Below are 24,296 nucleotides of genomic sequence, written 5' to 3'. Positions count from 1 at the left end.
ACAGGGACTGACTCATGCCACCGCCCCGCGCATCAGCTCGTCTTGACTGAGGTCAAAACGGCCGAGCACTTTGACCTTGGAGGTGTTGCCCAACTCGGCAAATGACAGCACCGGCACATGGTTGAATTCTTCGAGCAACAAGGTACGCAGGGGGCTGCGCAGATCCTGGGCAACCAACATCACGCTCTTGGTCTTCGCGCGCAGGGTAAAGGCTTGGTTGAGCAAGCTGATCAGCGCCGCGCTGCTGTCGTTGTCGAGCGCAAAAAACACGCCTGTCTGGGTCTGACGCAGCGCCTCACGCAGGATATTTTCGGTCTGCGGCGCCAGCAGCCAGGCGTGCAGGCCGTCGGCCTCGCTGTACTGATGAAAGATCTGCGACTTGAGGGCGATGCGCGCGTAGTCGGCCAAGGCATCGGGCTCACGCTCGTGTTGGCCATACTCGATCAACGACTCGACAATCAGCCGCACCGCACGCAGCGGCACACCTTCACTGGCCAGGCGCTGCAACACCGCCGAAAAGCGCGAGAGCGGCATGATGCGTTGCAGCTCCTGAACCAGCTCCGACTGGTTGTGTTCCAGCCAACCGAGGATCGACTTGCTCTCCTGGATGCCGAGAAACTGCGGCCCGCTGAGCATCATCGAATGGGTCATGCGCTCAACCACCAGACTCAACGCGCTGAAACGCTCAAGGTCCGGGTCGTCAAGCAGCGGATCATCGACGGGCAACCACACCCAGTCCTGCTCTTCACGCTCGGGCAAGCCCGGTACACCGTGTGCCGGGTCCTTGAGCGCCGAACGCGCCACGGCCACCTGGTGACCTTGGGTGGCTTTGACCATCGGCACTTCGTGCACACAAAAACGCATTTCGTCGTCGGCCAACGAAGCGTCGAACTCGACTTCAAACGGCGGCAGCGTCAAGCCGATTCTGGCGACGATGCCGTTACGCGCCTTGCGGATCTCGTGCATGAGTTCCACCACCACGTCAGTGCCACGTAACGAGGGAGGAAACTGCAAGAGATAGGGCCGGGAAGGATCGAACCCCCGCAAGTCAACGAAACCGTTTTCTTCCGGCGCCATCTCGATGGTTTCCGCCTCCTTGGCGCGCTCCTCGCGCTGGCGTTGGCGCATAAGGTAAAAACCCAGGGAACCGGTGATCGCTGCAATCAGGATGAACACCGTGGTGGGCATGCCAGGCAACGCCGCAAACGCGAGCATCCCCACCGACGCAATCATCCAGCTCTTGGGTTCGCTGGTCATCTGCCGGGCAATTTCGGCGCCCATGTTGCTGACGCCTTTGCGACCATCCGGCGCCACGCGGGTGATGATCATGCCGGCCGTCAGGGAGATCAGCAGCGCGGGAATCTGCGCAATCAAACCGTCGCCAATGGTCAGCACCGAGTACAACGCCATCGAGTCGGCGGCGCTCATGCCATGCTGAAACATACCGGTGGAAAAGCCGCCCAGCAGGTTGATCACCACGATCACCAAACCGGCAACCGCGTCGCCTTTGACGAACTTCATGGCGCCGTCCATGGCCCCGAACAACTGGCTCTCACGGGACAACTGGTCACGCTTGTCGCGCGCCTGGATGCCGTCGATCAAACCGGCGCGCAAGTCGCTGTCGATGGACATCTGCTTGCCGGGCATCGCGTCGAGGCTGAAGCGCGCCGCCACTTCCGCGACGCGTTCGGAACCCTTGGTGATCACCAGGAAGTTCACCAACGTCAGGATCATAAAGATCACCAACCCCACCGCCAGGTTGCCGCCCACCACAAAATTGCCGAACGCCTCGACGATATCGCCAGCATCCTGCTCCAGCAGAATGAGGCGCGTGGTGGCAATCGACAACGCCAGGCGAAACATCGTGGTCAACAGCAAAATCGAGGGGAACGAAGAAAACGCCAACGGCCCAGGCAGGTACAGCGCCAGCACAATCAACAGGCAGGAAATACAGATATTGAGCGCGATCAGGATGTCCACCAGCCAGGTGGGCAACGGCACGATAAAAATAAACACAATGGCCAACACCACCACCGCACCGAGTACTTCGGCGCGCTGGGCGGCCAATAGCAGCCAGCGGTTGAGGGTCGCCAGGACAGTCACGCGATCACCCTCGGCTCACTGCCAAACCGGGCGTGGCCTTTCTCCAGCAGGGTGAACTCGTCCATCACCAGCAAAAAATTATGCAGGCCTTCCTGACGCCCGCGGGTATCGCGCCACAGCGCCATCGGCAAGCTTTTGATCACGGGGTAAATCGCATTCAGTGACGCCAATGGGTTCGCCGCCTCCTCACCGACCAACTCTGCGGCCAGCCGCTCCACTTCGGAGGTATCAATGCCGTTGCCGGCGTATCCCAACAGGCGCTGTAACAGCACGACCGCGTCGTGCTCTACCTTCAAGCGCTCGATCAACCCATGGCAACTCGACAAAACACCCCCGAGTTGACCGCAGCTTTGCAGCCCCAGCAGCAGCGTGCGCAACTTGGCCGTCGGGATGGACGAGGCCAGGGCGGCCACATCGTCCGCCAGGGCCCGGCGCATTACGTTGAGCCCATCAGAGAAACGATCACCGCCGTACATGCCCAACAGCGCCTGCATCATGCTCGACAACGATTGGCGCACCACCACATTGGCGTAATACAGCGCGCGTACCGCCTGACGTTCCTGGGGGTCACCACTGGCGGCTTGCAGCGTCATGGCGATATTCAGGCCCGCCTGGATTTCGCGCTTGTGGCGCAGTTCCAGCCTGGTCAATGCATCACGTGCCAGTGCGGCTTCCGTCTTGCGCATTTCAGCTTCCGCCTGCGCCGTGATCTGTCGCAGCACCACGTAAGTACGCGCCGGATCGCCGCCCGTGAGCTTCAACAAATCCTCGACACTGGGCTGCTTTTTCAGCGCCTGCCGGGCTTGCTGAGTGATGGAGGCCAGGCTCGCCTGAGCGGGATGGCCCAACTGATCATAGAGTTGCGCGAGCTGCTCGGTCGGGGTCACCAGAACCCCCATCGAGCGTTGATTCAAGGTTTTGCTGGTGAACGCCACTTCCCGGCTGAACGCGCTGGCGAGCTCATCCAGACCCGGCGCGGCAACCTGAGCGCGAACCTGGGCGACCTTTTCAGAGGCAGGCTGCTCCAGGCGCTGGATTTTGTGCAGATCGTGGTTGGATTCGACTTTCATGGGCGTGCCGGGACAGGAAGTTTGTGTCCCTATGTGGCAGGCGTTTGCCGAACGGTTCCATCAGGACTATCGCCATCGCGCGTTGTGAAAATACCCGCACAGAACCGTCGAAGGTTTTGCAAATAGCTGCGCAAAAACACTCTGTTTCAAGATATATATTTATGTAATTCAATTGCTTGCACGATTTTTCCGCTTGGCACAGCCGGTGCAAAAGGGGTTCTCGTCGAAACCCATTCGACAGCGTCTACCCTGAGGAAAACATCGTGAATATCCCCATTGAAGCTTTAGCGCACCTTGTTGGCAGCTCGCCTCAATTCATGCTCCAACTGACGGACGAACAGCAGAAAAAACTTCGCCGTTTTATTCATAAACGCGTACTCAACCCCGAAGATGCGGATGACATCCTGCAACTCACCTACCTGGAGGCCTGGCGCAACCGCGAGCGTTTCGGTGGCCAAGCCACCCTCAGCACGTGGATGTGCGGCATCGCACAGAACCTGATCCGCAACCACTTCCGGCGCATGTACGCCAAACCGATTCACTGCGAATTCGACGAATCGCTGTGGCACGGCCAGGAAGACAACAAAAACCTGGATTGGGAATTCGAGGTCAACCGCCGGCTGGAGAAAACCCTCAGCGCGATCGACCACTTGCCCGCAGAAATGCGCAAGACGCTGTACGCCTCGCTGGAAACAGATGGCAGCTACCAGGACACTGCCGACGTGTTGGACATTCCGATCGGCACCGTTCGCTCACGCCTGTCGCGCGCACGCGAACAACTGAAACGCGTCACGCACACCCCGTCACAACCGTAAGGCCGCCGAGAGGCAACTGTTGGGTGGCAGGGATATCTGCCCAACTGAATTGGCCTTTTTTGTATGCTTGAAGAAAAGCCCGGCCCGCAGGGTAAGTCCCTTTCACTTGAAGGACGTTTCCTGAAGAATATTTTGGGGTTGTTTGCGCTTAGTCGGCTCATTAACCTACCTCCCGCCACCTGCAAGTGGCCTGGTTTAGCAGCCAGAAATCAATAGGTGAAAACTTCGTTCAATCAGACAGGAGTTACACCATGAGCAAATCCTTTACCGATGCACCCACAAACTGCCTTATCGTCAATGAAGACCTCAGCTTCGAAGACGCTCAACTCTACGTCTCCCATCTGATCCAAAGCGCAGCTGCGACTGCTCTGGACTGCGGTGACAACCTTCCACCCCACGATCGCGCCAAGATCCACGCCGTGTGGCACTTGCTGGAAATGGCCAAAACCGTGATCGACCGCATGATAGATTGTCTGCCGCAGCCCAATAACGCGATCTAGAACGCGCCGCAAACCCAATGTGGGAGCGGGCTTGCCCGCGATAGCGCCGTGTCTGCCAGCACACCTGCCAACCGACCCACCGCCATCGCGGGCAAGCCCGCTCCCACATTAGATCTTCACGGATCGAACATTGCCGCCCGTCGCCGTTTAGCCGGTTTTTCGTTAAACAGTTGAAAGCGTAGAAAAAATCTCAATAAAAGTGCTTGACGCATTCCCGTTCTACGCGAATAATGCGCGCCACTTGGCTACATAGCTCAGTTGGTTAGAGCATAGCATTCATAATGCTGGGGTCCGGGGTTCAAGTCCCTGTGTAGCCACCAAGTACTAAAAACGGCTTACCGAAAGGTAAGCCGTTTTTTTATGCCTCGAGAAAAGTGCTGAGGCATACTCGCCCCCAACGGTGCGACACTGGCAGTTAGTCGAGACAACGGTTTTTGGGCATCTGGCGGCTGCTTGGCCAACGTGCTTATCGACGGAAAAAAGGTCGCCCGCATCGACACCGGTGAAATTGTGAAATTCAAGGTCAGGCCAGGTCGGCACATCGTTGGCATCGCCGGCAATGACGAAGGCGACGGCCTCTGTGCAATGCAGATCGGACAGCCCGTAAAGGAAACGGCAGCCGAGATCAGCTCAGGAAAAACCCAAAAATTCAGGATCTCGGGTACTCAGAATGGAACGGACATTCGCCCAAGCTCCATGTAGCTGACTGGTCGAAACAGACGATATGGTCTCATTCAGACCAAATCGTTTGTTTCGGCACCTCGCTGGTAACCACCAAAAGTAACCACGCTGCTTCATCGTAATCCGTTAGCAACCACATGCATTCAGAGGCAAAACATGGAAGCTCAAGCCTATCTTCGAGAGCTGAACACCCAGCTCACCTATTTGTTTGCCTATGTGCGCAAAATCAATGAAATCGACACCGCCGCAGGTCTTTTCGGCGAGTTCCGAGGAATGCAGGATGCTGGCTGGAGTACTGTCGCCACTGCCCACGAGGTTTTCCATGAGCTGAAAGTCCTCGGGTCAAAGGGGGAGCCATTGACCCGTGCCGAGCTTCGCCAAGTGCTATGCCTATACGCCCATCTTGCAGAAGCCGGCGGCGTATACGAGGGGTTGCTGAACACCATGCGTATTACGCAATTGAAGCCTTACAATCTCTGGCCGTTCCAAGACCTCGTGCGAGTTCGCAAGGAACCGAGAGCAGTGATAGGCCCCAATGCCAATAGAATGTTTCGACGCTTAGCAGAGGTCGCCACCGAAATCGGAATGATCGGCCTCGCGCGGCTTTTGGAGATCACTTTCCGTGACGACATCAGAAACGCAATTGCGCATGCGGATTACATTTTGGCTCAAGAAGGTCTGCGAGTAAGGCGAAGAAACGGTGGCAATCCGATACTCGTGTCTAATGCCGAGATAGAAGTCGCATTCCAGATTGCGATGTTTTTCTTTGAGCTCCTACAGGCATTCCAGCAGAAAACGGCAGAATCATTTCTCCCCGCTCGAACCATCATAGGTAGATTTAGCGACAACCCGCCTATGCCGTGGCGAATCGAATTGACGGAGGATGGGAGGTTTTCAGTATCTAGTAACGCGCCTGGCCAACAAGTGGATGCAGCCTACGAGCGACAGAAACGGATCAACGACCACCTTGGCGGGAGGATGGTGACGGCTTATGCCAGCCCCGGCATGGATGCTCCACCCGCACTCATTTCAGATGTGATCCAGACAGGTTTTGAGATTTCAACAGTCGGCCTTGAAAGCGTGGAACAGTTCGCCGCACTCATTTCGGAGGTAGAAGAGAATGGACTGTGGGACCAGGCCCCCGTTCCAGAGAACAACGACAACGCCCTTCTCATGGTTACACCTTTCGGATTTCGACGGATTGCCAACGGAGCAGAATTCAAAGCCTGGCTTCCGACTGTCGACGAGGTCGTCATCGCATGATTTGAGCCGCTCTTCTCCTGTAATGTCGATCAAGAGCGCCACGGTGCCCGTTACCTTAACCACTTAGCGACGGGCCATAGACCAGAGGTAGCCAGTTCTTTGCACCTGGTGCGCTCAAGCATTCGCCACGGTCCGATGTCAGCTTTTGCCAGGTTCTGATGCGCGCTCGATGACAGGTTTTAGAGCTTGCAGAACGATCAGCTTTACTGTGTCCTGTCATTTGGCTCCTCTCTCCGCCTAGTGCCATCTGATACGCAATACTGGTCAACTCAAAGGTCTAGCTTCAAGGAGCATCTGATGAAAAGAAGCGCGATGGAATATGCTTTTTGCGCAATCTGGGCTAGATATCAAAAATCAAACCAAGAAAGCGTCACTCTTGAACAACTAAAATCCTGGGCTATGGACAAAGGACTTTGTGTTACTGGAATAGAGCGCAAGGAGATTGGCGCTTTCAACAAAACAGACTGCATAGTTATCCATACAAAAGAAGGAAGCGCATGCCTGCCTATAACAACTGATAAAAGTATAGAAACCTGGCAAGAGAGGCACGACCATTCCAACCAGATAGCAGAAGAATGGAAGAAACTGGAGTGGTTCTCACCCTTCTGGGTTAGCGGAGGAGACGCACGAAAAATACTTCAAGACGCGAAGCTTAGATCTGCATCCGAAGCCATCGAGATGTTTAATTATCACACTTCCACAATCTATACACTTTCGTTTGAAGCTGTATGTATAGAGCAAATAATGGGGAACGCGAAATGCTTAATAGATATCCGCCCGCTAGCCAGAGAAGCATATTTGGCATTTTACGCAGGCTATAAATCAGCGAGTATAGCGGCACTTATACCGGCCATCGAGGGAGCAATAACTCGAATACTCCCCAAAGAGATGCAATCCTTAGCGACCTTGGAAAAGGTAAATCGAGTGGTAGAGGGGGCCATCCAGCATGCCGCAGAGCTTCACTATGAAGGTATGTGGACGCCTACCGGCTATAAAAGCGTCGATTATCTGTTCTGTATGGACGAACGAGTATTTGCATTTGAAACTTTTCGACGATGGCTGCAAGACTCATTCTTCAAAAGTACCGACGAATACACAGGTGCCGCAAATTTAAACAGACATTTATTCGCCCACGGACTTTCCCCTGAATGGCAGAGAGCCAATTTGGCACGATTAATCGTCGCGATATCCACTATCGGTCTTATTGAGTCATGGTATTGTCGAGACAACTCGGTTTCTCTTTTTTTTCCAGCACCAGATAAAGACAGCGAACTGCTATGGCAACAGGCCATTCTGCACGGATCGGCCCAAATGGTAATAAAACTTATGGAGGAAAAACACTACCACGAAAGTGGAAAAGTGGTACCCGTCGTTCCAACCGATGACGGGACTACCCTCCGAAAGTCGTTGCTTATGAAGGATTGCATTGACGACTTAGTAAGACCCCTAAGAAGCGCAGGATGGGCGGTAGAGTTTACAGAAGACTCAAGCGATATATACGTAAAACTATTGGCAAAAAGCGACACAGGCTCGCTAAGCGTTGCACTACTCTACAGTTGTGCCAGTGATAACTGTTTGTACAAAGACCTGGAAAAAGATTGCGATGTAATCTTGTATAGAGGTGCTCCGTACCATCAAGAGCAATTTGCTAGGGGGGTGAAGGTCCACGTAGGACCAGTCGCGGGTTGGCAACCTCCTCTAGCAGCCAGTTATGAGAAGCCTTGAGTGGCGGCTTACAAATCGACGGTATCCACCGTCTAGGCATATCCAAGCCGGATGCCCCGAGCAGGAACCAGATACTACGGCGCGTGATTTAGTGCACGCCCATCGCGCACCTGGTGCAAACGCGCGGCCACGCTCAGTTGTCGCTTCACCTGAAAAAGTTGACGACGAACAAAATGTAAGCGCTCCACAAACCTCACATTCAAAGCGCTTAGCTGATGTTGGATGCTGTGCTTCCGATTCCCTAAGGGGCCCGTTCATCATGATGCGACCCGACGCTAAAGTCGAAAAAGTGTATCTATACCCCCAAGCCTGTCGACTTCCGAAAAACGATCGACAGCTTGGCTGCGCTGGTCGAGCTGGATATTAAAGTCGCAGTATTCGACCCCGTGCTTTTCGTTTTCCTCAACAAGCCGCGTAACCGAGTGAAAATTTTATATTGGGAGCGCAACGGCTTCTGTCTTTGGCTCAAACGTCTCAAGTCCGAACGATACGGTCGAGCGCCTAGGGTGCTGGGCGCATGCTCGTCGCAAGTTCGTGGAAGCACAAAAAGTGCAACCCAAAGGCAAGACGGGGCGCGCAGATATAGCCTTGAAACTGATCAGCAAGTTGTACGGTATCGAGATCGCTTACAAGGAGATAAGCGACGAGGTACGTAAAAAATCTCGTCAGGACTTGAGCTGCCACGTAATGGGGCAACTCAAAGAGTGGTTGCGCAAAACACTGCCCTATTTGACTACACAGAATGCACTTGGCAAAGCAGTTACCTATCTGGCAAACAACTGGGAAAAGCTTGAGCGGTACGTCGAGGAAGGTTACCTGCCGATTGATAACAACGCCGCTGAACGAGCCATCCGCCCCTTCGTGATCGGAAGAAAGAACTGGCTGTTCAGCGACACGCCCAGAGGCGCCAAGGCAAGCGCTCAACTTTATAGCTTGGTCGAGACAGCCAAAGCCAATGGCCAAGAGCCCTATGCGTGGCTGCGCCACGTACTGGAGCGCATGCCAATGGCGACCTTTGTAGAAGATTATGAAGCCCTGTTGCCGTGGAACTGCTCGCAGGCATCGCCTAGATAGGCGCGTTACTCATCTTGAAGTCGGTGGGGTTTATGGAGCGCTTACAAACGAAAGGTGGAAATCAGAAGGTGCTAAAAGAATGGAAAATCAAGCACGGAGCTACCGAAGTTGAAAGCTGGCTCAAATCTTAAGTCGTTATGCAAAAGACCTCAAAGAGGCCTTTTATTATCTTTGCCACGTATGGCAAGTTATTTCTCTGCGGCGAACCATTTAACCATCACAAAAGCCCGCTTAAATCTAACGCGAACTCAAGTTCATAATCCTCGACTGGGGATAGGACCGCGCCAATTCTCCAGGAATATAATCTGCTACCTCACGCATAACGAAAACCAACCTACTTTCATCGTTATCTAATGCAGGAAGTATCGTATGCAGCCAATAGAGATCACTGGTAGAAAAGTATCTCGGCAAAGTCACATAAATATGAGAGCAAGATTCAAAGATCTCCAAGTTAAAGTTTGGACTTTCCTCCATACCATATCTCAGCTCAATTGTACACGGAGTTACCTGAGCCAGTTCATCCGCGTCAACAAGTAAAGAGAAAGTGGAAAAATTATGATCACCTACACGACGGACTACCGACACAACTTCGTTACTATATTTCTCCAACAGCTTTTTCTTCGACGCTGCTCCACCCCTAGCTCTATTACTGTTCAGCAACTCAAGATGATCAAATTTGTCTCCATCGTCTATAAGCACTATTTGCTTTGCGCTAACTTCAATTTTGACCTCTGTTGCGCCGCCGTGCTTGAATGCGTTCCGAGTTCGCTCTATGAGATAATCTCTAACATAGCCGATGAGATTTTCACCCCAAATTGCACTTGCACATGAATCTCTGAGCGCATCACCTATTAAAGCATTTTCAGATCCATTAGCTGTTGCAATCTTGATCATATGTTTTGGCAACCCGATATGAAGTAGCCGCCGACTATCTTTTGACAACGCCCGCCCTAACTCCTGCTCAATCTGCGCTTTTCTTTCTGCGACTTCTTTCCACTTAAAAAGGAGTTCTGACGTGAATCTGCACTCATCATTATCTATCTGCTTGCCGTGCTTAAAGCACATCCATATCCCGTTCTTTACGTTTCGCCTCTCTTCTTGGCTCATCTTATAATCGTATCTTTTAGCCCCTTTACCAGGGGCTGCTGCATAAATATGACATGCCATACCCGTAGAATCGATGGCCTCGTCGGACTCATCGCTAGGACCAGATGTAGGGGCATCGCATGCTGGAAAGGAACATTTATTTCCCGATCTACTGCAGAGTACTCTCTTAGTTGAAACCAAAAACTCATCTCTATTTGACATAGCATCTAGACCTAATAATTTATTTATGAATCGCTACACTCTTCAGTAAGAACAGAAAGTGTACCCTGCGTGTTCCTAGGAGACCTGTCGGGTGGCTGGGCGATATTGGGGATGACGATCGATTTGGTACGAGAATAAAGCTTTTTTAATTGCTACAACCTCCAATAACCCTAGGGATATTAGCTATCAAAATATCGGCCTACCAGAGCTTTTGGATCTGCCCCTCCTGACAGAGGCCCTTCGTCCCGATAATTCTCACTAGAGGCCGGCGGTGGCAGACCAACACCTGCCGCGCACTCCACTAGCCAAGCGTCATACAAGCTGGGCTAGTAACACGATCATGGAACGTCAGAATCGACTGATGCTAATTGTAGATTTCTGAATGAATGCAGCCACTTAGAGACCATCGTTACAACCTTTGCAGGCGAGTCGGTCCCCCGACGCCCCATAAGCACTGATTCCCTCGGCGGAGGTCAAGAACAGCCTCCACCAGATGCATGGGCCCACCAGAGTTCACATCGTAACGGGCTGGGAAACCCGGATCTTTTTAGCGGGAGCATTTCAAGTATAGGGCCAGTTGAACCAATGAATTACATGTTCACCTGTGCATCTGCACTAAGCGGCGACAGACCCGAGGTTGTCATTACCGGTACGATAACAATTTCCCTTTTCTCAAGATCCTTTCAATTTCAACGATTGAAATTTCAGTAACTTCCGGCACCTCCCACTAACTCGATCCCGCGGGTTTTCATGCCCCGTATACTCAGGATATCGACAGGGTCCCCAGCACCTTTTTCTGCCGCCCACCCGAGATCTCAGATGAGTAACCTTCAGAAGCTGATCGTAAATGCCCGAGCCGGCTTGGCTCTCCACGAAAAAATCTCTGATGACGACTGGCAGGCAATCGCTAGGCAATGCGGTGCCGCTGAAGTCGAAGAAATCGAACAGCGTATCGTCAGTTTACGAGCTGAGTTAGAGACGGTTGAGGAGTGGGACGGGGATACGCTAGATGAGATACACGTCGCGATTTACCGCTTCACCCAATTATTGAGGTTAGCGAAATCACGTTCTCCCAGCGGGTTTTAGACCTCTGAAGCAAACACCCGGCGGATTGGCTTAGCATCGAGTGATCGAGCTACCAACCTGGAGCTCGTCGCTGCTAGGGAAAGTGATATGGATATGGTTGCTGTTCGATCTGATGCAATGACCTCTGTTGGCTACGATGCTGCCACCAAGAGAATGAGAATCCGTTTTCAGCAAGGACACTCCTACGACTTCTGTAACGTTCCCCCGACGATCCACCAAGGGTTGATGTCAGCTAGCTCAAAGGGTTCTTACTACAATCGGTACATTCGTGATCGCTACCAGTGCTGAGGGCATGGTTGAGAGGTAGCAAGGAGGAGCATGTATTCCCACATGTATGCCTAACTCACAACACACCAACAAAACCTATATATAACAGCACTATACAGACCCAGTTCAAATGACTGTGTACACCAAGTACTAAAAACGGCTTACCGAAAGGTAGGCCGTTTTTTTATGCCTCGAGAAAAGTGCTGAGGCATACTCGCCCCCAACCACAAGGAGGCGATACGTGAACCCTCACTTCCCCACCCAAGGCATCGCCACCCCGCGACTGACACTTCAAGCCGCCGACCCGTCCCACGCTCGCGCTTTGCAAGCGTACCTGGTGCAAAACCGTGTTTTCCTGCAACCCTGGGAACCGACGCGCGGTGGTGATTTCTTCGAACTTGACGCCATCATCCTGCGCCTTGAAACCATGGCCGAGAAAACCGCCAACGGCGATGCCTTGCATCTGCTGATACTGCGCGACGACCACATCATTGGCACCTGCAACTTCAGCAACATCGTGCGCGGCGCATTCCAGGCCTGCCACTTGGGTTATGCGCTCTGCGAGTCGGCTCAGGGCCAGGGGTTGATGCACAAAGCGCTGACGACTGCGATTGCGCATGTGTTCGAGAATATGAAACTGCATCGCATCATGGCCAACTACCGACCAGAAAATACCCGCAGTGAACGACTGCTGACGCGGTTGGGGTTTGAGCGAGAGGGCGAAGCGCGGGCGTATCTCAAAATTAATGGTGTGTGGGCGGACCACGTGCTGACGTCGCTGATCAATCCGGGACACCCTGACGCATGAGCCTCGAGGTGTTCGCCATTATCCTGCTCGGCGCGCTGCTTCACGCCACCTGGAACGCGGTGGTCAAAGGCGGCAGCGACAAGCTGCTCACCACCTGCACCATCACCTGCGTCGCATCGTTGATTGCCCTGGCAACGCTTCCGTTTCTTGAACTTCCGGCGAAACAGAGCTGGCCGTTCATCGGTGCGTCGGTGGTGCTTCAGGTGGTGTATTTCGTGCTGGTTGCCTCGACGTACCGCATTGCCGACATGAGCCAAACCTACCCGATCATGCGCGGCACCGCGCCTTTGCTGGTGGCGGCGGTCAGCGTATGTCTTTTGTCGGAGAGCTTGTCGGCGTTCGCATGGCTGGGTATTGCGGTGATCTCTCTGGGCATCTTGAGCATGGCCGTGGGCCCTTCGGCGGGGCAGAGAAAAGGCGTGATCCTGGCATTGATCAACGCGGGCGTAATTGCGGGCTACACCCTTATCGACGGCTTGGGCGTACGTAAATCCGGCGCGCTGGCGGCCTACACACTGTGGATTTTTCTGCTGACGGGTCTCCCGCTTGCGGCATGGGCGTTAACGACTCGGCGCGCGGTGTTCTGCGATTACGTCACGCGCAACTGGCGGCTGGGCGTCGTCGGCGGCGCTGGGACGATCGCTTCGTATGGCCTGGCGCTGTGGGCCATGACGGCGGCGCCCATCGCCACAGTGTCTGCGCTCAGGGAAACCTCCATCCTGTTTGGCGTGTTGATCTCGGCGCTGGTGCTTAAAGAACACCTGACGCGGGTGCGGGTCGTCGCCGCGTGCATCATCGCCGCCGGGGCGATGCTGCTGCGACTGGGCTGACCGCGCGAGGTTCATGCGCCCAATAAAAGCACCCATCTGTACTTTGACGCTCCACCGAACCCACTGTTAGTGTCCAGCCTCCCCCACACGGAGTGCCTCACGGTGAAACTGGATATCTACCAAGTCGACGCTTTCAGCAAGCACGCGTTCGGTGGCAACCCCGCCGCCGTGGTTCCGCTCACCGAGTGGCTGACCGATGCGCAGTTGCAAAACATCGCCGCTGAAAACAACCTCTCGGAAACCGCGTACTTCGTGCCCCGTGGCGATGGTTACGAGTTGCGCTGGTTCACACCCGACGTCGAAGTGGACCTGTGTGGACATGCCACGTTGGCGGCGGCGTGGGTGCTGATTCACATGTTGCCTGGCGCGCCTGACGTATTGCGCTTTGCCACCCGCAGCGGCGAGCTTCGGGTGACGCGCACTGGCGACGAACTAGCGATGGATTTCCCGGCCAAGCGGCCTGTGCGCTGCGAGCCACCCAGCGGCCTGTTGAGCGCTCTGGGGATTGAACACGCGGAGGTGTTTGCCACCGATGATTACATCGTACTGGTAGACGACGAAGCTCAAGTCGCAGCGCTTACGCCGGATTTCGCCCGCCTCAAGGGCCTGCCCAAGCGCGGGATCGCGGTGACGGCCAAAAGCACCCGGTTTGATTTTGTGTCACGTTGGTTTGGCCCGAATGTGGGCATCAATGAAGACCCGGTCACAGGCTCCGCCCACACTTCGTTGGCACCGTTCTGGGCCGAGCGTTTGGGCACCTCGCAACTCAGCGCTGAACAGGGCGGCAAGCGTCGTGGGCAGTTGCGGTGTGAACTCAAGGGCGACCGCGTGATCATCTCGGGCGAAGCGGTGCTCTACCTGCACGGTACGATTTACCTGTAAAAAGGACTGCCCCAAGGACAACAGATCATTTTCACAATGAACGGAGTTCAACGCGTGTTTTCGATTTCCCGCCGTCAACTGTCAGTGATTACCGCCGCCCTCGCCCTGGCTGGCTGCCACAGCCCCATCAATGAGCAACCGCCGGCACCGGAGTTGGGCTCGGGTTATCGCACCGACCTCACCACGCAGCACGCCGAGCGCCATATGGCTGCCGCCGCCAACCCGTTGGCCGCCGAGGCCGGGCGCGAGATGTTGCGCCAAGGCGGTTCAGCTATAGATGCGGCGATTGCGATGCAGGCGGTATTGACTCTGGTGGAACCGCAATCGTCCGGTATCGGCGGCGGCGCGTTCATCATGCTGTGGGACGGGAAAAACGTGCACGCCTACGACGGCCGCGAAACGGCGCCGGCTGGGGCGACTGAGCGTCTGTTCCTCAGAGCCGATGGCACTCAACTGGCGTTTCCCGAGGCGCAGATTGGCGGGCGTTCGGTGGGCACGCCGGGGGTGTTGCGAGCGCTGGAGATGGCGCACAAAAAAACCGGGCACCTGCCCTGGGCCACGCTGTTTGAGCCGGCGATTCGGCTGGCCGAAAACGGCTTTGCGATTTCCCCGCGCTTGCACAGCTTGATCGCGGCCGACCGCTATATCCCTCAATCGCCCGACATGGCCGCCTACTTCCTGAACGCCGACGGCACGCCGAAAGCCACCGGCACACTGTTGAAAAACCCGGCGCTGGCCGCCGTGTTCAAACGCATCGCCAAGGAAGGGCCGGACGCACTGTACAAAGGGCCGATAGCCGATGAGATTGCGCGCAAGGTTCAGGGCAATCGCAACGCGGGCAGCCTGTCGCAGGCGGACCTCAAGGCCTACACCGCCAAAGAACGCGCGCCGCTGTGCACTGATTACAAACACTACCGTGTGTGTGGCATGCCGCCGCCGTCGTCGGGCGGCATCGCTGTCGCGCAAATCCTTGGCACGTTGCAGGCCCTTGAAGCCCGCGACCCGGCACTCGCCATCGCATCAATGACGCCCGTGAAGAGCCCATCGCCAGCAGCCCTTGAACCCACGCCCGAGGCCGTGCACCTGCTCGCCGAAGCGGGCCGCCTCGCTTTCGCCGACCGTGCCTTGTACGTGGCCGATGCCGACTTCGTGCCGGTCCCCGTCGCGGGCCTCGTCGCCCCGGACTACCTGGCCAGGCGCGCGGCGCTGATCGGTGAGCGCAGCATGGGCATCGCCAAACCGGGCCAACCGGCAGGCATCCAGGTCGCCTACGCGCCGGACCGTTCGCCGCTGCGCATCTCCACCTCGCAAGTGGTGGCGGTGGATGACCAGGGCGGCGCCGTGTCGATGACCACCACGGTGGAAGCGGCCTTTGGCTCGCACCTGATGGTTCAGGGCTTTTTGCTGAACAACCAGATGACCGACTTTTCGTTTATCCCCGAAGAGAACGGCCAACCGGTGGCCAACCGCGTCGAACCGGGTAAACGCCCGCGCTCGGCGATGGCGCCCACTCTGGTGTTCGACCGTAACAGCGGCGAGTTGCTGGCCACGGTGGGTTCACCGGGCGGTTCTCAGATTATCGAGTACGTGAGCAAATCCCTGGTGGCGATGCTCGACTGGAAACTCGACCCGCAGGCCGCCATAGGCCTGCCCAACTTCGGTAGCCGCAATGGTGCTACCGAACTGGAAGCGGGTTTGTTCAGCCCGGCGTTGAAACAGGCACTGCGAGACAAAGGCCACGCGTTGAGCGAAATTGATATGACCAGCGGCATCCAGGCCATCGTGCGAACCCGCGATGCCCAAGGGAAAGTGTCGCTGAGCGGCGGCGCCGACCCCCGGCGTGAAGGCGAAGCGGTCGGCGACTGAACCTTAAATTTTCGGAGAGAGCCACGTGCAGCAGGCAGATAATATCGGCGCCCTTCCGGGCATCGACCATGGTTTTTGTTCGATCAATGATCCATTGCGCCCGGATGACGTGTTTATCTGCAAGCAGGTGCACAGCGCGTCAGTGATTGAATGGCAGGCGGGCCAAGTGGCCAATACCCTCGAGGCCGACGGTGTCTGCACCGCTGCGCATCAGCCCATTGCGGTGATTACCGCCGATTGCCTGCCCATTCTGATCGCCGCGAAAAACGGCGACCGGGTGGCCGCCGTGCACGGTGGCTGGAAGGGGCTGCAAGCCGGGATTATCGCCAATGCCGTACAGTGTTTCGCCGACGAAGGCATCACCGTGGACCAGTTGCAGGTGGCGATTGGGCCGTCGATTAAGCCGTGCTGTTATGAGGTGAGCGACGCATTTATTGCGCAGTTTCCGGCGCATCAGCACCACCTGTGGCACCTCACGCAACCGTCGCCGTTGCTGGCGCCGCAAATCCCACCGCCTCACGCGAGGCAGCCGGGCAGTGCATGGTTTGATTTAAGCGGGTATGGGCTGATGTTGTTGCTGGCGGCGGGGGTGAAGCGGGAGCAGATTGAGGTGAGTGAGGCGTGCACGTATTGCACGTCACCCACCTACGCCAGCTACCGCCGAAGAACGCATAACCTTGAGGAGCCGAAGACGCTGATTTATTCGTGGATTGCTCGTACAGACCGCCGAGACTGAACCTACAAGCAGCTCTCCCAAGCTCCCACTCTGCGCTTCGTACGCAAAGTGCCATGTCATTTTTTGCAGTAAAAAGCCTCTTGAGCAGCCTCTTTTCTCCTGCGATTTTCTGGTCCGTGCTTTCTTGCCAGAGGCTACGTCAAAGACGTAGAATTTCGCGTGTTAACGATCATAGAGTCTCCGCTGTTCAGCAGGCTATGGCCTGACTACTGGACCGAGGAGGAAAGAGGTATTTTCATGGCTTTTCTAGCCAACCATCCTGAAGCCGGAACGGTCGTTCCAGGCTCAGGTGGTTGCCGAAAAGTACGCTGGAATTTAGAGGGGCGAGGCAAGAGCGGGGCGGTGAGAATTATCTACACCACACAGTTGGCTTGCGGGGCTCTGGTAGCGCTACTGATTTATGGAAAGGGCGCAACCGAGAATATTCCAGCGCATACCCTGTACAGAATCGCGAAGGAAATGAACCATGCCACTCACTGAGAAACAGCTGAAGGAACGTGACTCCAAACGCAATATCGGCGAGGAATTACTCGTCGCCGTTAAGGACATTAACGCGGGGCGTTACGGCTCGGTGAATCACGTTGAGACCACTCAAGCCGCTGAAGCAAGAAGCAAGACAGGCTTGTCCCAGCCCAGGTTTGCTGAGCTTTTAGGGGTTTCGGTAAGAACCCTTCAGGAGTGGGAACAAGGGCGTCGGTCCCCCTCAGGTGCCGCTCGCTCTCTGCTGCACATTGCGGCCATCAGACCAGATGTTTTTCGGGAAGTACTCAGTAACGCCTAACGCCGTTACGGTCATTCGGCCAATGACTAGCGACTGATCTTCAACCCCTTGCGTCCCGCATGGCGCTCAAGCGCCAGCTCAATCAAGCGGCTCACCCACTCGCTGTAGCTCATGCCGGCCGCCTGCCACAGCTTGGGGTACATGCAGATGCGGGTTTGACGAACACTGGCAGGCCAGCATGTTCACCGCCGTTTCGAAGGATGTGCGCCTAACAACACATAACACCGCCGCCGAAACGGTCGAGCCAGTTCCGCCAACGGCTGTAACCGCCGGCCATGCGCTCGCTGGAAAACACCCGCGCAACGCTTGAATATCCACTGCGCTATCAACGTTCCTTTGCCTCGCCAGCACGCTGCACAATCGTACAAGACCTGCACAGACAACGGATGCAGACTTGGTTAGCGTATTTCCATCTCCATTTGTGACAAGCCACCATGGGCAATCCGACTTCCACCCTCGACTGGTTGCACCGCGCCCCGCACGCCAGCGGCCTGGACCGTATCGAGGCGTACTTCGCCGGTTTCGCGTTCGACCCGCATCGCCATGACACTTACGCCATTGGCCGCACCTTGTTTGGCGTGCAGAGTTACCATTACCGTGGCTGCATGACCCACAGCCTGCCTGGCACGACCATGGTGATTCATCCCGATGAGAGCCATGACGGCCGCGCCAGCAGTGTGGAAGGCTTCAAGTACCGGATGATTTATGTGGAGCCGGCGTTGATCCAGCAGGTTCTCGGCGGTAAGCCGTTGCCGTTTATCCCCAATGGTTTGTCGACCGATCCACGGCTGTTCCGTGCCAGCGAAGTGTTGTTGCAAAGCCTGGATTGCCCGATTGATCCTTTGCAAGAGCAGGACGCGATGTTCGACCTGGCCCAGGCACTGAGCCATACGTCGGGCGAGATTATCAGCCGTAAATCGTTCGATTACGTCGCCGCCGAGCGTGCTCGGGAATTCATCCTCAGCGCCTTGGGCCGCAGCATTACCCTGGATGAAATCGCTGACCATTGCGGCCGTGATCGCTGGGCGTTGTCGCGGGATTTTCGGTTGTTGTTTGGGACCAGTCCCTACCGTTACTTGACCATGCGGCGGCTGGATTTGGTGCGCAGCCTGCTGGCCCAGGGCCAATTGCTGGTGGACGCGGCATTGACCGCAGGGTTTACCGACCAGAGCCATATGACGCGGCAATTTCGCAGCACTTACGGCATGCCGCCGTCGCGCTGGGTGAAGATGCTGGGGCGCTGAGTGCATCGTGAAAGCGGCAGAAAAGCCAACCCAGTGAGGATGCTGAAGTCTTGCTCGGTCAGAACTGTGGGAGCGGGCTTGCTCGCGAAGGCGGTGTGTCAGTGGATAGATTCAGTGGCTGACACACCGCATTCGCGAGCAAGCCCGCTCCCACATTTGGATCTCCATTTGTCTGGAGACCGCAAGCCGTTCTGGCAAAAACAGCGCCCTTCACCGCCTATCGACGAGTGGTGCTGCTTACAACTGACGCCCAACCACCGGCTCGCCGATGGTCAGGAAATTCCCGCCCGCGACATGGTGCAAGGTGCGCGACTCGTCATGGCCGTCGAAGTGCCAGTGCCCTTCGCTGAACACACGCTCGTCGGCATACGCCGCGACCACTTCACCGAGGAATAAATCGTAGGTCTGTTGTGTGTGCGGCTCGGGCAGCAAACGGCATTCCAGCCACGCCACGCAACCTTCCAGCAGCGGCGCTTCGGTGTGTTCGCCCGTGAAGGTTTGCAAGCCGTAAGCGGCGAATTTGTCGGTGTCGGCACCGGTGATGTTGCCAACGGTTTGCACAAGATCGGCCTGGGCCACGCACGGCACCTGAAGCACAAAGGTGCCCGCGCCTTCCAGTAACTGGCGGGTCCAGGTGGCCTTGTCCAGCACCACGGCGACTTTCGGCGGTTCAAAATCCAGCGGCATGGCCCAGGCGGCAGCCATGATATTGCGCTGGCCGTTATGCGCGGCACTTACCAACACGGTCGGGCCGTGGTTGAGCAAGCGGTAGGCTTTGGACAGCGGAACGGGGCGACGGTGAGTAGGGCTCATGGAGGATCGGCTCTTCAAGCGAGAAAAAACCTACGATACCTCAAGCATAAGCCCTACGGGTCAGCTCGACAGTTGATTGGCAAACTGCCCGACGCACTGACAACTTTTCAGGGCTGCACCCAACTCTTTTTTGGATTTATTAACCACCGTTGTTTCGGCACACGCCCATCACTTGATACTCAAGGGTATTGAGCTTGCCGCTGGAGTCCTCATAGGTCATGCGCGACGGCACCGGATTGCACGAGCGCACGGGCGGCGTGACGTTGACCACCCTGGCAATGTCCAGCCGCATGCCATAGCGGTAGGCCTGCACCTCGGGGGCTGGCTTGCCGGTTTTGACCGCGTAATCGGCCATGGCTTTCTCATTGCGCTCCATCATCAGGGCAAAGGTGCGGTCCCCGCCGCCTTCGGCCAAGGCGCCGAATGAGAGCAACGCCGCGAATACACCCACCGCTATTTTGTAAAAGTTCATCTCAAGTTCCTCGGTTGAAAAGTTCAGTGCCGAGACTAACGAGTGAACCCTGACGACAAGTTCACTAATACATTACGTATCTGTTAAGTGGCCGTGAGTTTCCAGGATTGTAATGTTTGCGCAACTTCGCTGTTATTCGCCGTTTGCAACTATCAGCCCGGGCCAGATCAATAAAAACGCCCACCTCTATAAGAAGCTGACACTGCAATGAACCAGGAGCGAAACATGAATATCCGTCTCTATACCCTTCCCTTCTCACTGATTGCCGCATTGCCTGTGGCCGCCGTCGCGGCGGAAGAAAAACCCGAAGGTTTTATCGAAGGCAGCAGCGTGAACGTGCTGGCGCGTAATTTTTATTTCAATCGCGATGATCGCAAGGGCCAATCCAGCCCAACGGGCAATGGCTACTCCGAAGCCTGGGCCCAGGGCTTGATCGGAAAGTTCGAGTCCGGCTTCACCCAGGGCACCGTCGGTTTTGGCCTGGATGCATTTGCCCTGTACGGCCTGCAACTCGACTCGGGCACTGGCCGCAGCGGCGGCAAGGGCTCGTTTGACGTGCTGCCGGTGGACAGCAACAATCATCCCGAAAGCAGTTACAGCAAATTCGGCGGTGCGGCAAAACTGCGCGTGCTGGACACAATCATCAAGGCCGGCGATGTGTTCCCGTCCACGCCAGTGGTGGCCGCCGGCGACTCGCGATTGTTGCCGCAAAGCTTTCGCGGCGTCACCGCCCAGAACACCAGCCTTGAAGGCCTGAGCCTGCAAGGCGGGCGTTTGACCGGCATGAGCCAACCCACGCAAAGTGGCATGGATAAAGGATTCGCGACCTTCTATGCGGGCAGGGTCGACTCGCCCTGGGTCGGCTATTTTGGCGGCGACTATCAGCTCAACAAACACCTCAGCGTCAGCCTGTACAGCAGCCGACTGAAAGACGCCTGGGATCAATACTACGTGGGCAGCGCCGCCACCTACCCGATGAACGACGATGTTTCGCTGTTCGGCGACGTCAACTATTACAAAGCCGTGGATGAAGGCAAAAAGCTGCTCGGCGAGTTCGATAACAACATCTGGAGTGTCAGGGTCGGGATGAAGGTCGGCGCCCACAGCGTGGCCCTGTCGCATCAACGCAACAACGGCAATGACGACTTCGACTACCTGCGCCAGTCGGACTCGATCTTCCTCAACAATTCGATCCAGTACAGCGACTTCAACTCGCCCAAGGAACGTTCGTGGATGGTGCGTTACGACCTGGACATGCACACGTTCGGCATTCCCGGCCTGTCGTTCATGACCCGCTACGGCAAAGGCTCCGGAGCCGACTACGGAGACGCCAACGCGGTATATATGCGTCGCGATGCAGCGGGCAACCCGTTGACTGATCAGCGCCGTTGGGAACGCGATGTCGAGGCCAAATACGTTGTACAAAGCGGCAGCCTGAGGGATTTGTCGTTGCGGCTACGCCAGGCCACTGTGCGTTCAAGTGCCTTCGAATCAGACCTGGAAGAAGTGCGTGTCATCGTCGAGTACCCGCTGGCAGCACTCTGAATAAACGTCACGAGGGCAAACGCTTACATTCGCTCGCGGTTAACTAACATCTGTTCACAAATTGGCAACTAACAAAACTGTAATATCGGGCTCAGCCTTTCGTTAAGTTTAACTTCCTATACTCAATTCAATTTGTTTCACCGAGCACATTCATCTCTGAAGCTTTTGTGTAGCTCCTTTGGAAAGAGATGAATTTTTAACGCCCCATTGGGGCGTTTTTTTTGCGCGCAGACTTTACACAGCGACCGATGGTCGCAGTTGACCCTGAAGCTACTTCACGGTTCAGACTTTTCCTACTCCAAAAACACCTCATTCCATAGGGAAATGGAGCCCTTCTCCTTCAGTAAAAGGTAAATCCCCATGCGTATCCTTGTGGTTGAGGACGAGCAAAAAACCGCCGAATACCTGCAGCAAGGTCTTAGCGAAAGTGGCTATGTGGTGGACTGCGCCGCCAATGGTATCGACGGCCTGCACCTCGCCGGGCAACACGCGTACGAGCTGGTGATTCTTGACGTCAACCTGCCAGGCAAGGATGGCTGGGAAGTGCTGGAGCAATTGCGCCTCAGCGGCACCCAGCGCGTGATGATGCTGACAGCCCGTGGCCGCTTGGCCGACAAGATCAAGGGCCTGGACATGGGCGCCGACGACTATCTGGTCAAACCCTTCGAATTCCCCGAGTTGCTGGCGCGAGTACGCACATTGTTGCGGCGCAGCGAGCACATGCCGCAGCCGGAAGTGTTCCGCGTCTCGGACCTGGAACTGGACCCGCGCCGCCACCGCGCGTATCGCGGGAGCCGGCGCATCGACCTCACCACCAAAGAGTTCGCGCTGCTTCAAGTGCTGATGCGCCAGGCCGGCGAAGTGCTGACGCGCACGCAGATTATTTCACTGGTGTGGGACATGAATTTCGACTGCGACACTAACGTGGTGGAGGTCTCCATCAGCCGTCTGCGCGCCAAGGTGGATGACCAAAGCGAGGTCAAGTTGATCCATACCATTCGCGGTGTGGGTTATGTGCTGGAAGCGCGTCAATGAGAACCAGCAGCCTGTCGATGCGCCTGGGTTTAACGGTCAGCTTGATGGGCGCCGGCCTGGTGCTGTTGCTGGCGACACTGGCCTACCTCGCCCTCACCCACGAGTTGGAGAAACTCGCGCGTAAAGGCCTGGAAAGCAAAATGGAGCAAATCCAGCACAGCCTCGCCCAAGGCCTGGACGCCCATGCCATCCGCGCCCGCCCGCATTCGCTGATGGATTTGGTAATCGGCCATGACAATTTCTACCTGACCATCGTCGGCACCGCCCCCGACGAAACCGTGTTGCTGAGCATCGGCGCCAAACCCCAAGAGCCGTTGCTGAGAGGTTTTTCGCCACGGGAAACCCTCGGTTACCTCAACTGGGCCGACAGCAATGGCAACGGTGTGCTTAGCGCCTCCAGCCTAATGCGCCTGGCTGGCGGCGAACGTGTGCGCGTGTTGCTGTCCCTGGACCGAAGGGACGACCAGGCCCTGCTCAGTGCTTACCTGCGCGCGACGGTGATCGCGCTGCCGATGTTGCTGATCCTGATCGGCATGGGCGCCTGGTGGCTGGTGCAACGCGGGCTCGCGCCGTTGAAGCAGTTCAGCCATGTGGCGGCTAAAGTCACCACTCAGGACCTGACTCATCGCTTGTCCGTGGGCAACCTGCCTCAGGAGCTGGGCGAATTGGCGCAAGGTTTCAACGTGATGCTTGATCGCCTCGACGCGGGGGTGCAGCAGTTGTCGCAATTCTCCGACGACCTCGCCCACGAATTGCGCGCGCCGCTGACCAACCTGATGGGCAAAGCCCAAGTGACGCTGTCACGCCAGCGCCCGCCGGAGGAATACAAAGCGGTGCTGGAATCCAACACCGAAGAACTGGAGCGCCTGGGCCGCATCGTCTCGGACATGCTGTTTCTTGCCCAGGTCAGCCACCCGGCGGCGCGGGCATCTTTCATTGCGGTCTCCCTGGCGGATGAAGCCCATCGGGTGATGGAGCTGTTTGCCCTGAGTGCCGAAGACAAACAACTGACCCTGACCTTGAACGGCGACGCACAAGTGCAGGGCGACCGCCTGATGATCCAGCGTGCCCTCTCGAACCTGCTGTCCAACGCCATCCGCCACACCCCGGCGGGCTCACCTATTTCCCTGCTGGTGGAGGCCTGTGGGGACACCGTATCGGTGTCAGTAAGCAACCCGGGCCAGGGAATTGAAGTGCAGCACCTGCCGCACCTGTTCGAGCGTTTCTACCGTGTCGACAGCAGCCGCGCCCGCACCGAAGGCGGCACTGGTTTGGGCCTGGCCATCGTAAGGTCGATCATGACCCTGCACCAAGGCCAGGCTGAGGTGCGCAGCCTGCCAGGGGGATTCACCTTGTTTCGCCTGGTGTTTCCTGGTTAAGAAGAGCGAACAG

At 56.4% G+C, this 24,296-nt stretch carries 24 protein-coding genes, 1 tRNA gene and 3 pseudogenes; 22 read left to right on the top strand and 6 right to left on the bottom strand.

The window, feature by feature from the left end; all coding sequences use genetic code 11:
- Positions 1-12: 12 nt before the first annotated feature.
- Entirely contained in the window at positions 13-2,103 is a 2,091-nt protein-coding gene (sctV, locus tag Q7C20_RS05305) for a type III secretion system export apparatus subunit SctV (protein ID WP_375066044.1), read from the bottom strand.
- Positions 2,100-3,173 (bottom strand): type III secretion system gatekeeper subunit SctW, encoded by a 1,074-nt coding sequence (gene sctW / locus Q7C20_RS05300; protein ID WP_375066042.1) that lies wholly within the window; start codon positions 3,171-3,173, stop codon positions 2,100-2,102. Before sctW ends, sctV begins: the two co-directional genes overlap by 4 nt.
- A gap of 263 nt (positions 3,174-3,436) precedes the next feature.
- On the opposite strand from sctW, the gene Q7C20_RS05295 reads away from it, so the two are divergent.
- From Q7C20_RS05295 to Q7C20_RS05255, 9 genes and pseudogenes are all read left to right on the top strand, one after another.
- Positions 3,437-3,988 carry an RNA polymerase sigma factor gene (locus tag Q7C20_RS05295; RefSeq protein ID WP_348058747.1) on the top strand — a complete coding sequence of 184 codons (552 nt, stop codon included), beginning with the start codon at positions 3,437-3,439 and terminating at the stop codon, positions 3,986-3,988.
- A gap of 251 nt (positions 3,989-4,239) precedes the next feature.
- Entirely contained in the window at positions 4,240-4,488 is a 249-nt protein-coding gene (locus Q7C20_RS05290; RefSeq protein ID WP_375066040.1) for a DUF6124 family protein, read from the top strand.
- Between the two features lie 243 nt (positions 4,489-4,731).
- Positions 4,732-4,808: transfer RNA gene (locus Q7C20_RS05285), tRNA-Met, on the top strand.
- Between the two features lie 133 nt (positions 4,809-4,941).
- Positions 4,942-5,190 carry a hypothetical protein gene (locus Q7C20_RS05280; protein ID WP_375066038.1) on the top strand — a complete coding sequence of 83 codons (249 nt, stop codon included), beginning with the start codon at positions 4,942-4,944 and terminating at the stop codon, positions 5,188-5,190.
- A 135-nt stretch (positions 5,191-5,325) separates the two neighbouring features.
- Positions 5,326-6,432 (top strand): hypothetical protein, encoded by a 1,107-nt coding sequence (locus Q7C20_RS05275; protein WP_375066036.1) that lies wholly within the window; start codon positions 5,326-5,328, stop codon positions 6,430-6,432.
- Between the two features lie 297 nt (positions 6,433-6,729).
- Complete coding sequence (locus tag Q7C20_RS05270; RefSeq protein ID WP_375066034.1) at positions 6,730-8,157, top strand: hypothetical protein; 1,428 nt, start codon at positions 6,730-6,732, stop codon at positions 8,155-8,157.
- A 338-nt stretch (positions 8,158-8,495) separates the two neighbouring features.
- Positions 8,496-8,591 (top strand): annotated as a pseudogene (locus Q7C20_RS05265) (IS66 family insertion sequence element accessory protein TnpB); the annotation flags it as partial.
- A 52-nt stretch (positions 8,592-8,643) separates the two neighbouring features.
- Positions 8,644-9,231: pseudogene (locus Q7C20_RS05260) on the top strand (IS66 family transposase); the annotation flags it as partial.
- A 32-nt stretch (positions 9,232-9,263) separates the two neighbouring features.
- Positions 9,264-9,362, top strand: coding sequence for a hypothetical protein (locus Q7C20_RS05255; RefSeq protein ID WP_375066032.1), 99 nt, complete (start codon positions 9,264-9,266; stop codon positions 9,360-9,362).
- Between the two features lie 106 nt (positions 9,363-9,468).
- Here the strand turns inward: Q7C20_RS05255 and Q7C20_RS05250 are convergent, their stop codons facing one another.
- Complete coding sequence (locus Q7C20_RS05250) at positions 9,469-10,338, bottom strand: hypothetical protein (protein WP_375066030.1); 870 nt, start codon at positions 10,336-10,338, stop codon at positions 9,469-9,471.
- 1,020 nt (positions 10,339-11,358) lie between these two features.
- On the opposite strand from Q7C20_RS05250, the gene Q7C20_RS05245 reads away from it, so the two are divergent.
- The 9 genes from Q7C20_RS05245 to Q7C20_RS05205 all read left to right on the top strand — a co-directional run bounded on the left by Q7C20_RS05245 (position 11,359) and on the right by Q7C20_RS05205 (position 17,795).
- A complete protein-coding gene (locus Q7C20_RS05245) occupies positions 11,359-11,625 on the top strand; it encodes a hypothetical protein (RefSeq protein WP_375066028.1) in 267 nt (88 codons plus the stop codon).
- Positions 11,626-11,712: 87 nt separating this feature from the next.
- Positions 11,713-11,913, top strand: a complete 201-nt coding sequence (locus Q7C20_RS05240) for a KTSC domain-containing protein (RefSeq protein ID WP_060548250.1) — start codon at positions 11,713-11,715, stop codon at positions 11,911-11,913.
- Between the two features lie 220 nt (positions 11,914-12,133).
- Entirely contained in the window at positions 12,134-12,700 is a 567-nt protein-coding gene (locus tag Q7C20_RS05235; RefSeq protein WP_375066025.1) for a GNAT family N-acetyltransferase, read from the top strand.
- Entirely contained in the window at positions 12,697-13,530 is an 834-nt protein-coding gene (locus Q7C20_RS05230; protein ID WP_375066023.1) for an EamA family transporter, read from the top strand. The genes Q7C20_RS05235 and Q7C20_RS05230 overlap by 4 nt, the downstream gene beginning before the upstream one ends.
- A gap of 102 nt (positions 13,531-13,632) precedes the next feature.
- The gene (locus Q7C20_RS05225; protein ID WP_375066021.1) at positions 13,633-14,412 is read left to right on the top strand and encodes a PhzF family phenazine biosynthesis protein; all 780 of its coding nucleotides are present in this window, start codon (positions 13,633-13,635) and stop codon (positions 14,410-14,412) included.
- 36 nt (positions 14,413-14,448) lie between these two features.
- A complete protein-coding gene (gene ggt / locus Q7C20_RS05220; RefSeq protein WP_375066019.1) occupies positions 14,449-16,278 on the top strand; it encodes a gamma-glutamyltransferase in 1,830 nt (609 codons plus the stop codon).
- A gap of 25 nt (positions 16,279-16,303) precedes the next feature.
- Positions 16,304-17,014: a peptidoglycan editing factor PgeF gene (gene pgeF / locus Q7C20_RS05215; RefSeq protein ID WP_375066017.1), complete on the top strand. Its 711-nt coding sequence runs from the start codon at positions 16,304-16,306 to the stop codon at positions 17,012-17,014.
- Between the two features lie 237 nt (positions 17,015-17,251).
- A complete protein-coding gene (locus tag Q7C20_RS05210; protein WP_375066015.1) occupies positions 17,252-17,494 on the top strand; it encodes a hypothetical protein in 243 nt (80 codons plus the stop codon).
- Positions 17,481-17,795 carry a helix-turn-helix domain-containing protein gene (locus tag Q7C20_RS05205; protein ID WP_375066013.1) on the top strand — a complete coding sequence of 105 codons (315 nt, stop codon included), beginning with the start codon at positions 17,481-17,483 and terminating at the stop codon, positions 17,793-17,795. Before Q7C20_RS05210 ends, Q7C20_RS05205 begins: the two co-directional genes overlap by 14 nt.
- A gap of 26 nt (positions 17,796-17,821) precedes the next feature.
- Here the strand turns inward: Q7C20_RS05205 and Q7C20_RS05200 are convergent.
- Positions 17,822-17,950: pseudogene (locus Q7C20_RS05200) on the bottom strand (D-alanine--D-alanine ligase A); the annotation flags it as partial.
- 279 nt (positions 17,951-18,229) lie between these two features.
- Here Q7C20_RS05200 and Q7C20_RS05195 point away from each other — a divergent pair.
- Positions 18,230-19,039 carry an AraC family transcriptional regulator gene (locus tag Q7C20_RS05195; RefSeq protein ID WP_375066011.1) on the top strand — a complete coding sequence of 270 codons (810 nt, stop codon included), beginning with the start codon at positions 18,230-18,232 and terminating at the stop codon, positions 19,037-19,039.
- 237 nt (positions 19,040-19,276) lie between these two features.
- Here Q7C20_RS05195 and Q7C20_RS05190 read toward each other — a convergent pair whose 3' ends face one another.
- On the bottom strand, positions 19,277-19,852 hold the full coding sequence (locus Q7C20_RS05190; protein WP_375066009.1) for a flavin reductase family protein: 576 nt from the start codon (positions 19,850-19,852) through the stop codon (positions 19,277-19,279).
- A 139-nt stretch (positions 19,853-19,991) separates the two neighbouring features.
- On the bottom strand, positions 19,992-20,324 hold the full coding sequence (locus tag Q7C20_RS05185) for a DUF2790 domain-containing protein (protein WP_375066008.1): 333 nt from the start codon (positions 20,322-20,324) through the stop codon (positions 19,992-19,994).
- A gap of 225 nt (positions 20,325-20,549) precedes the next feature.
- Here Q7C20_RS05185 and Q7C20_RS05180 point away from each other — a divergent pair, with 225 nt between their 5' ends.
- The 3 genes from Q7C20_RS05180 (at position 20,550) to Q7C20_RS05170 (ending at position 24,283) form a co-directional block, all read left to right on the top strand.
- The gene (locus Q7C20_RS05180; RefSeq protein ID WP_375066006.1) at positions 20,550-21,869 is read left to right on the top strand and encodes an OprD family porin; all 1,320 of its coding nucleotides are present in this window, start codon (positions 20,550-20,552) and stop codon (positions 21,867-21,869) included.
- A 360-nt stretch (positions 21,870-22,229) separates the two neighbouring features.
- On the top strand, positions 22,230-22,904 hold the full coding sequence (locus tag Q7C20_RS05175) for a heavy metal response regulator transcription factor (RefSeq protein WP_375066003.1): 675 nt from the start codon (positions 22,230-22,232) through the stop codon (positions 22,902-22,904).
- The gene (locus tag Q7C20_RS05170; protein WP_375066001.1) at positions 22,901-24,283 is read left to right on the top strand and encodes a heavy metal sensor histidine kinase; all 1,383 of its coding nucleotides are present in this window, start codon (positions 22,901-22,903) and stop codon (positions 24,281-24,283) included. The genes Q7C20_RS05175 and Q7C20_RS05170 overlap by 4 nt, the downstream gene beginning before the upstream one ends.
- Positions 24,284-24,296 lie beyond the last annotated feature (13 nt).

Origin of the sequence: Pseudomonas sp. AMR01 (genome assembly GCF_041946035.1) — a bacterium.
GTDB lineage: Bacteria > Pseudomonadota > Gammaproteobacteria > Pseudomonadales > Pseudomonadaceae > Aquipseudomonas > Aquipseudomonas antarctica_B.
The sequence above is the reverse complement of the archived record's forward strand: the minus strand, read 5'-3'. Positions and strand labels throughout refer to the sequence as shown.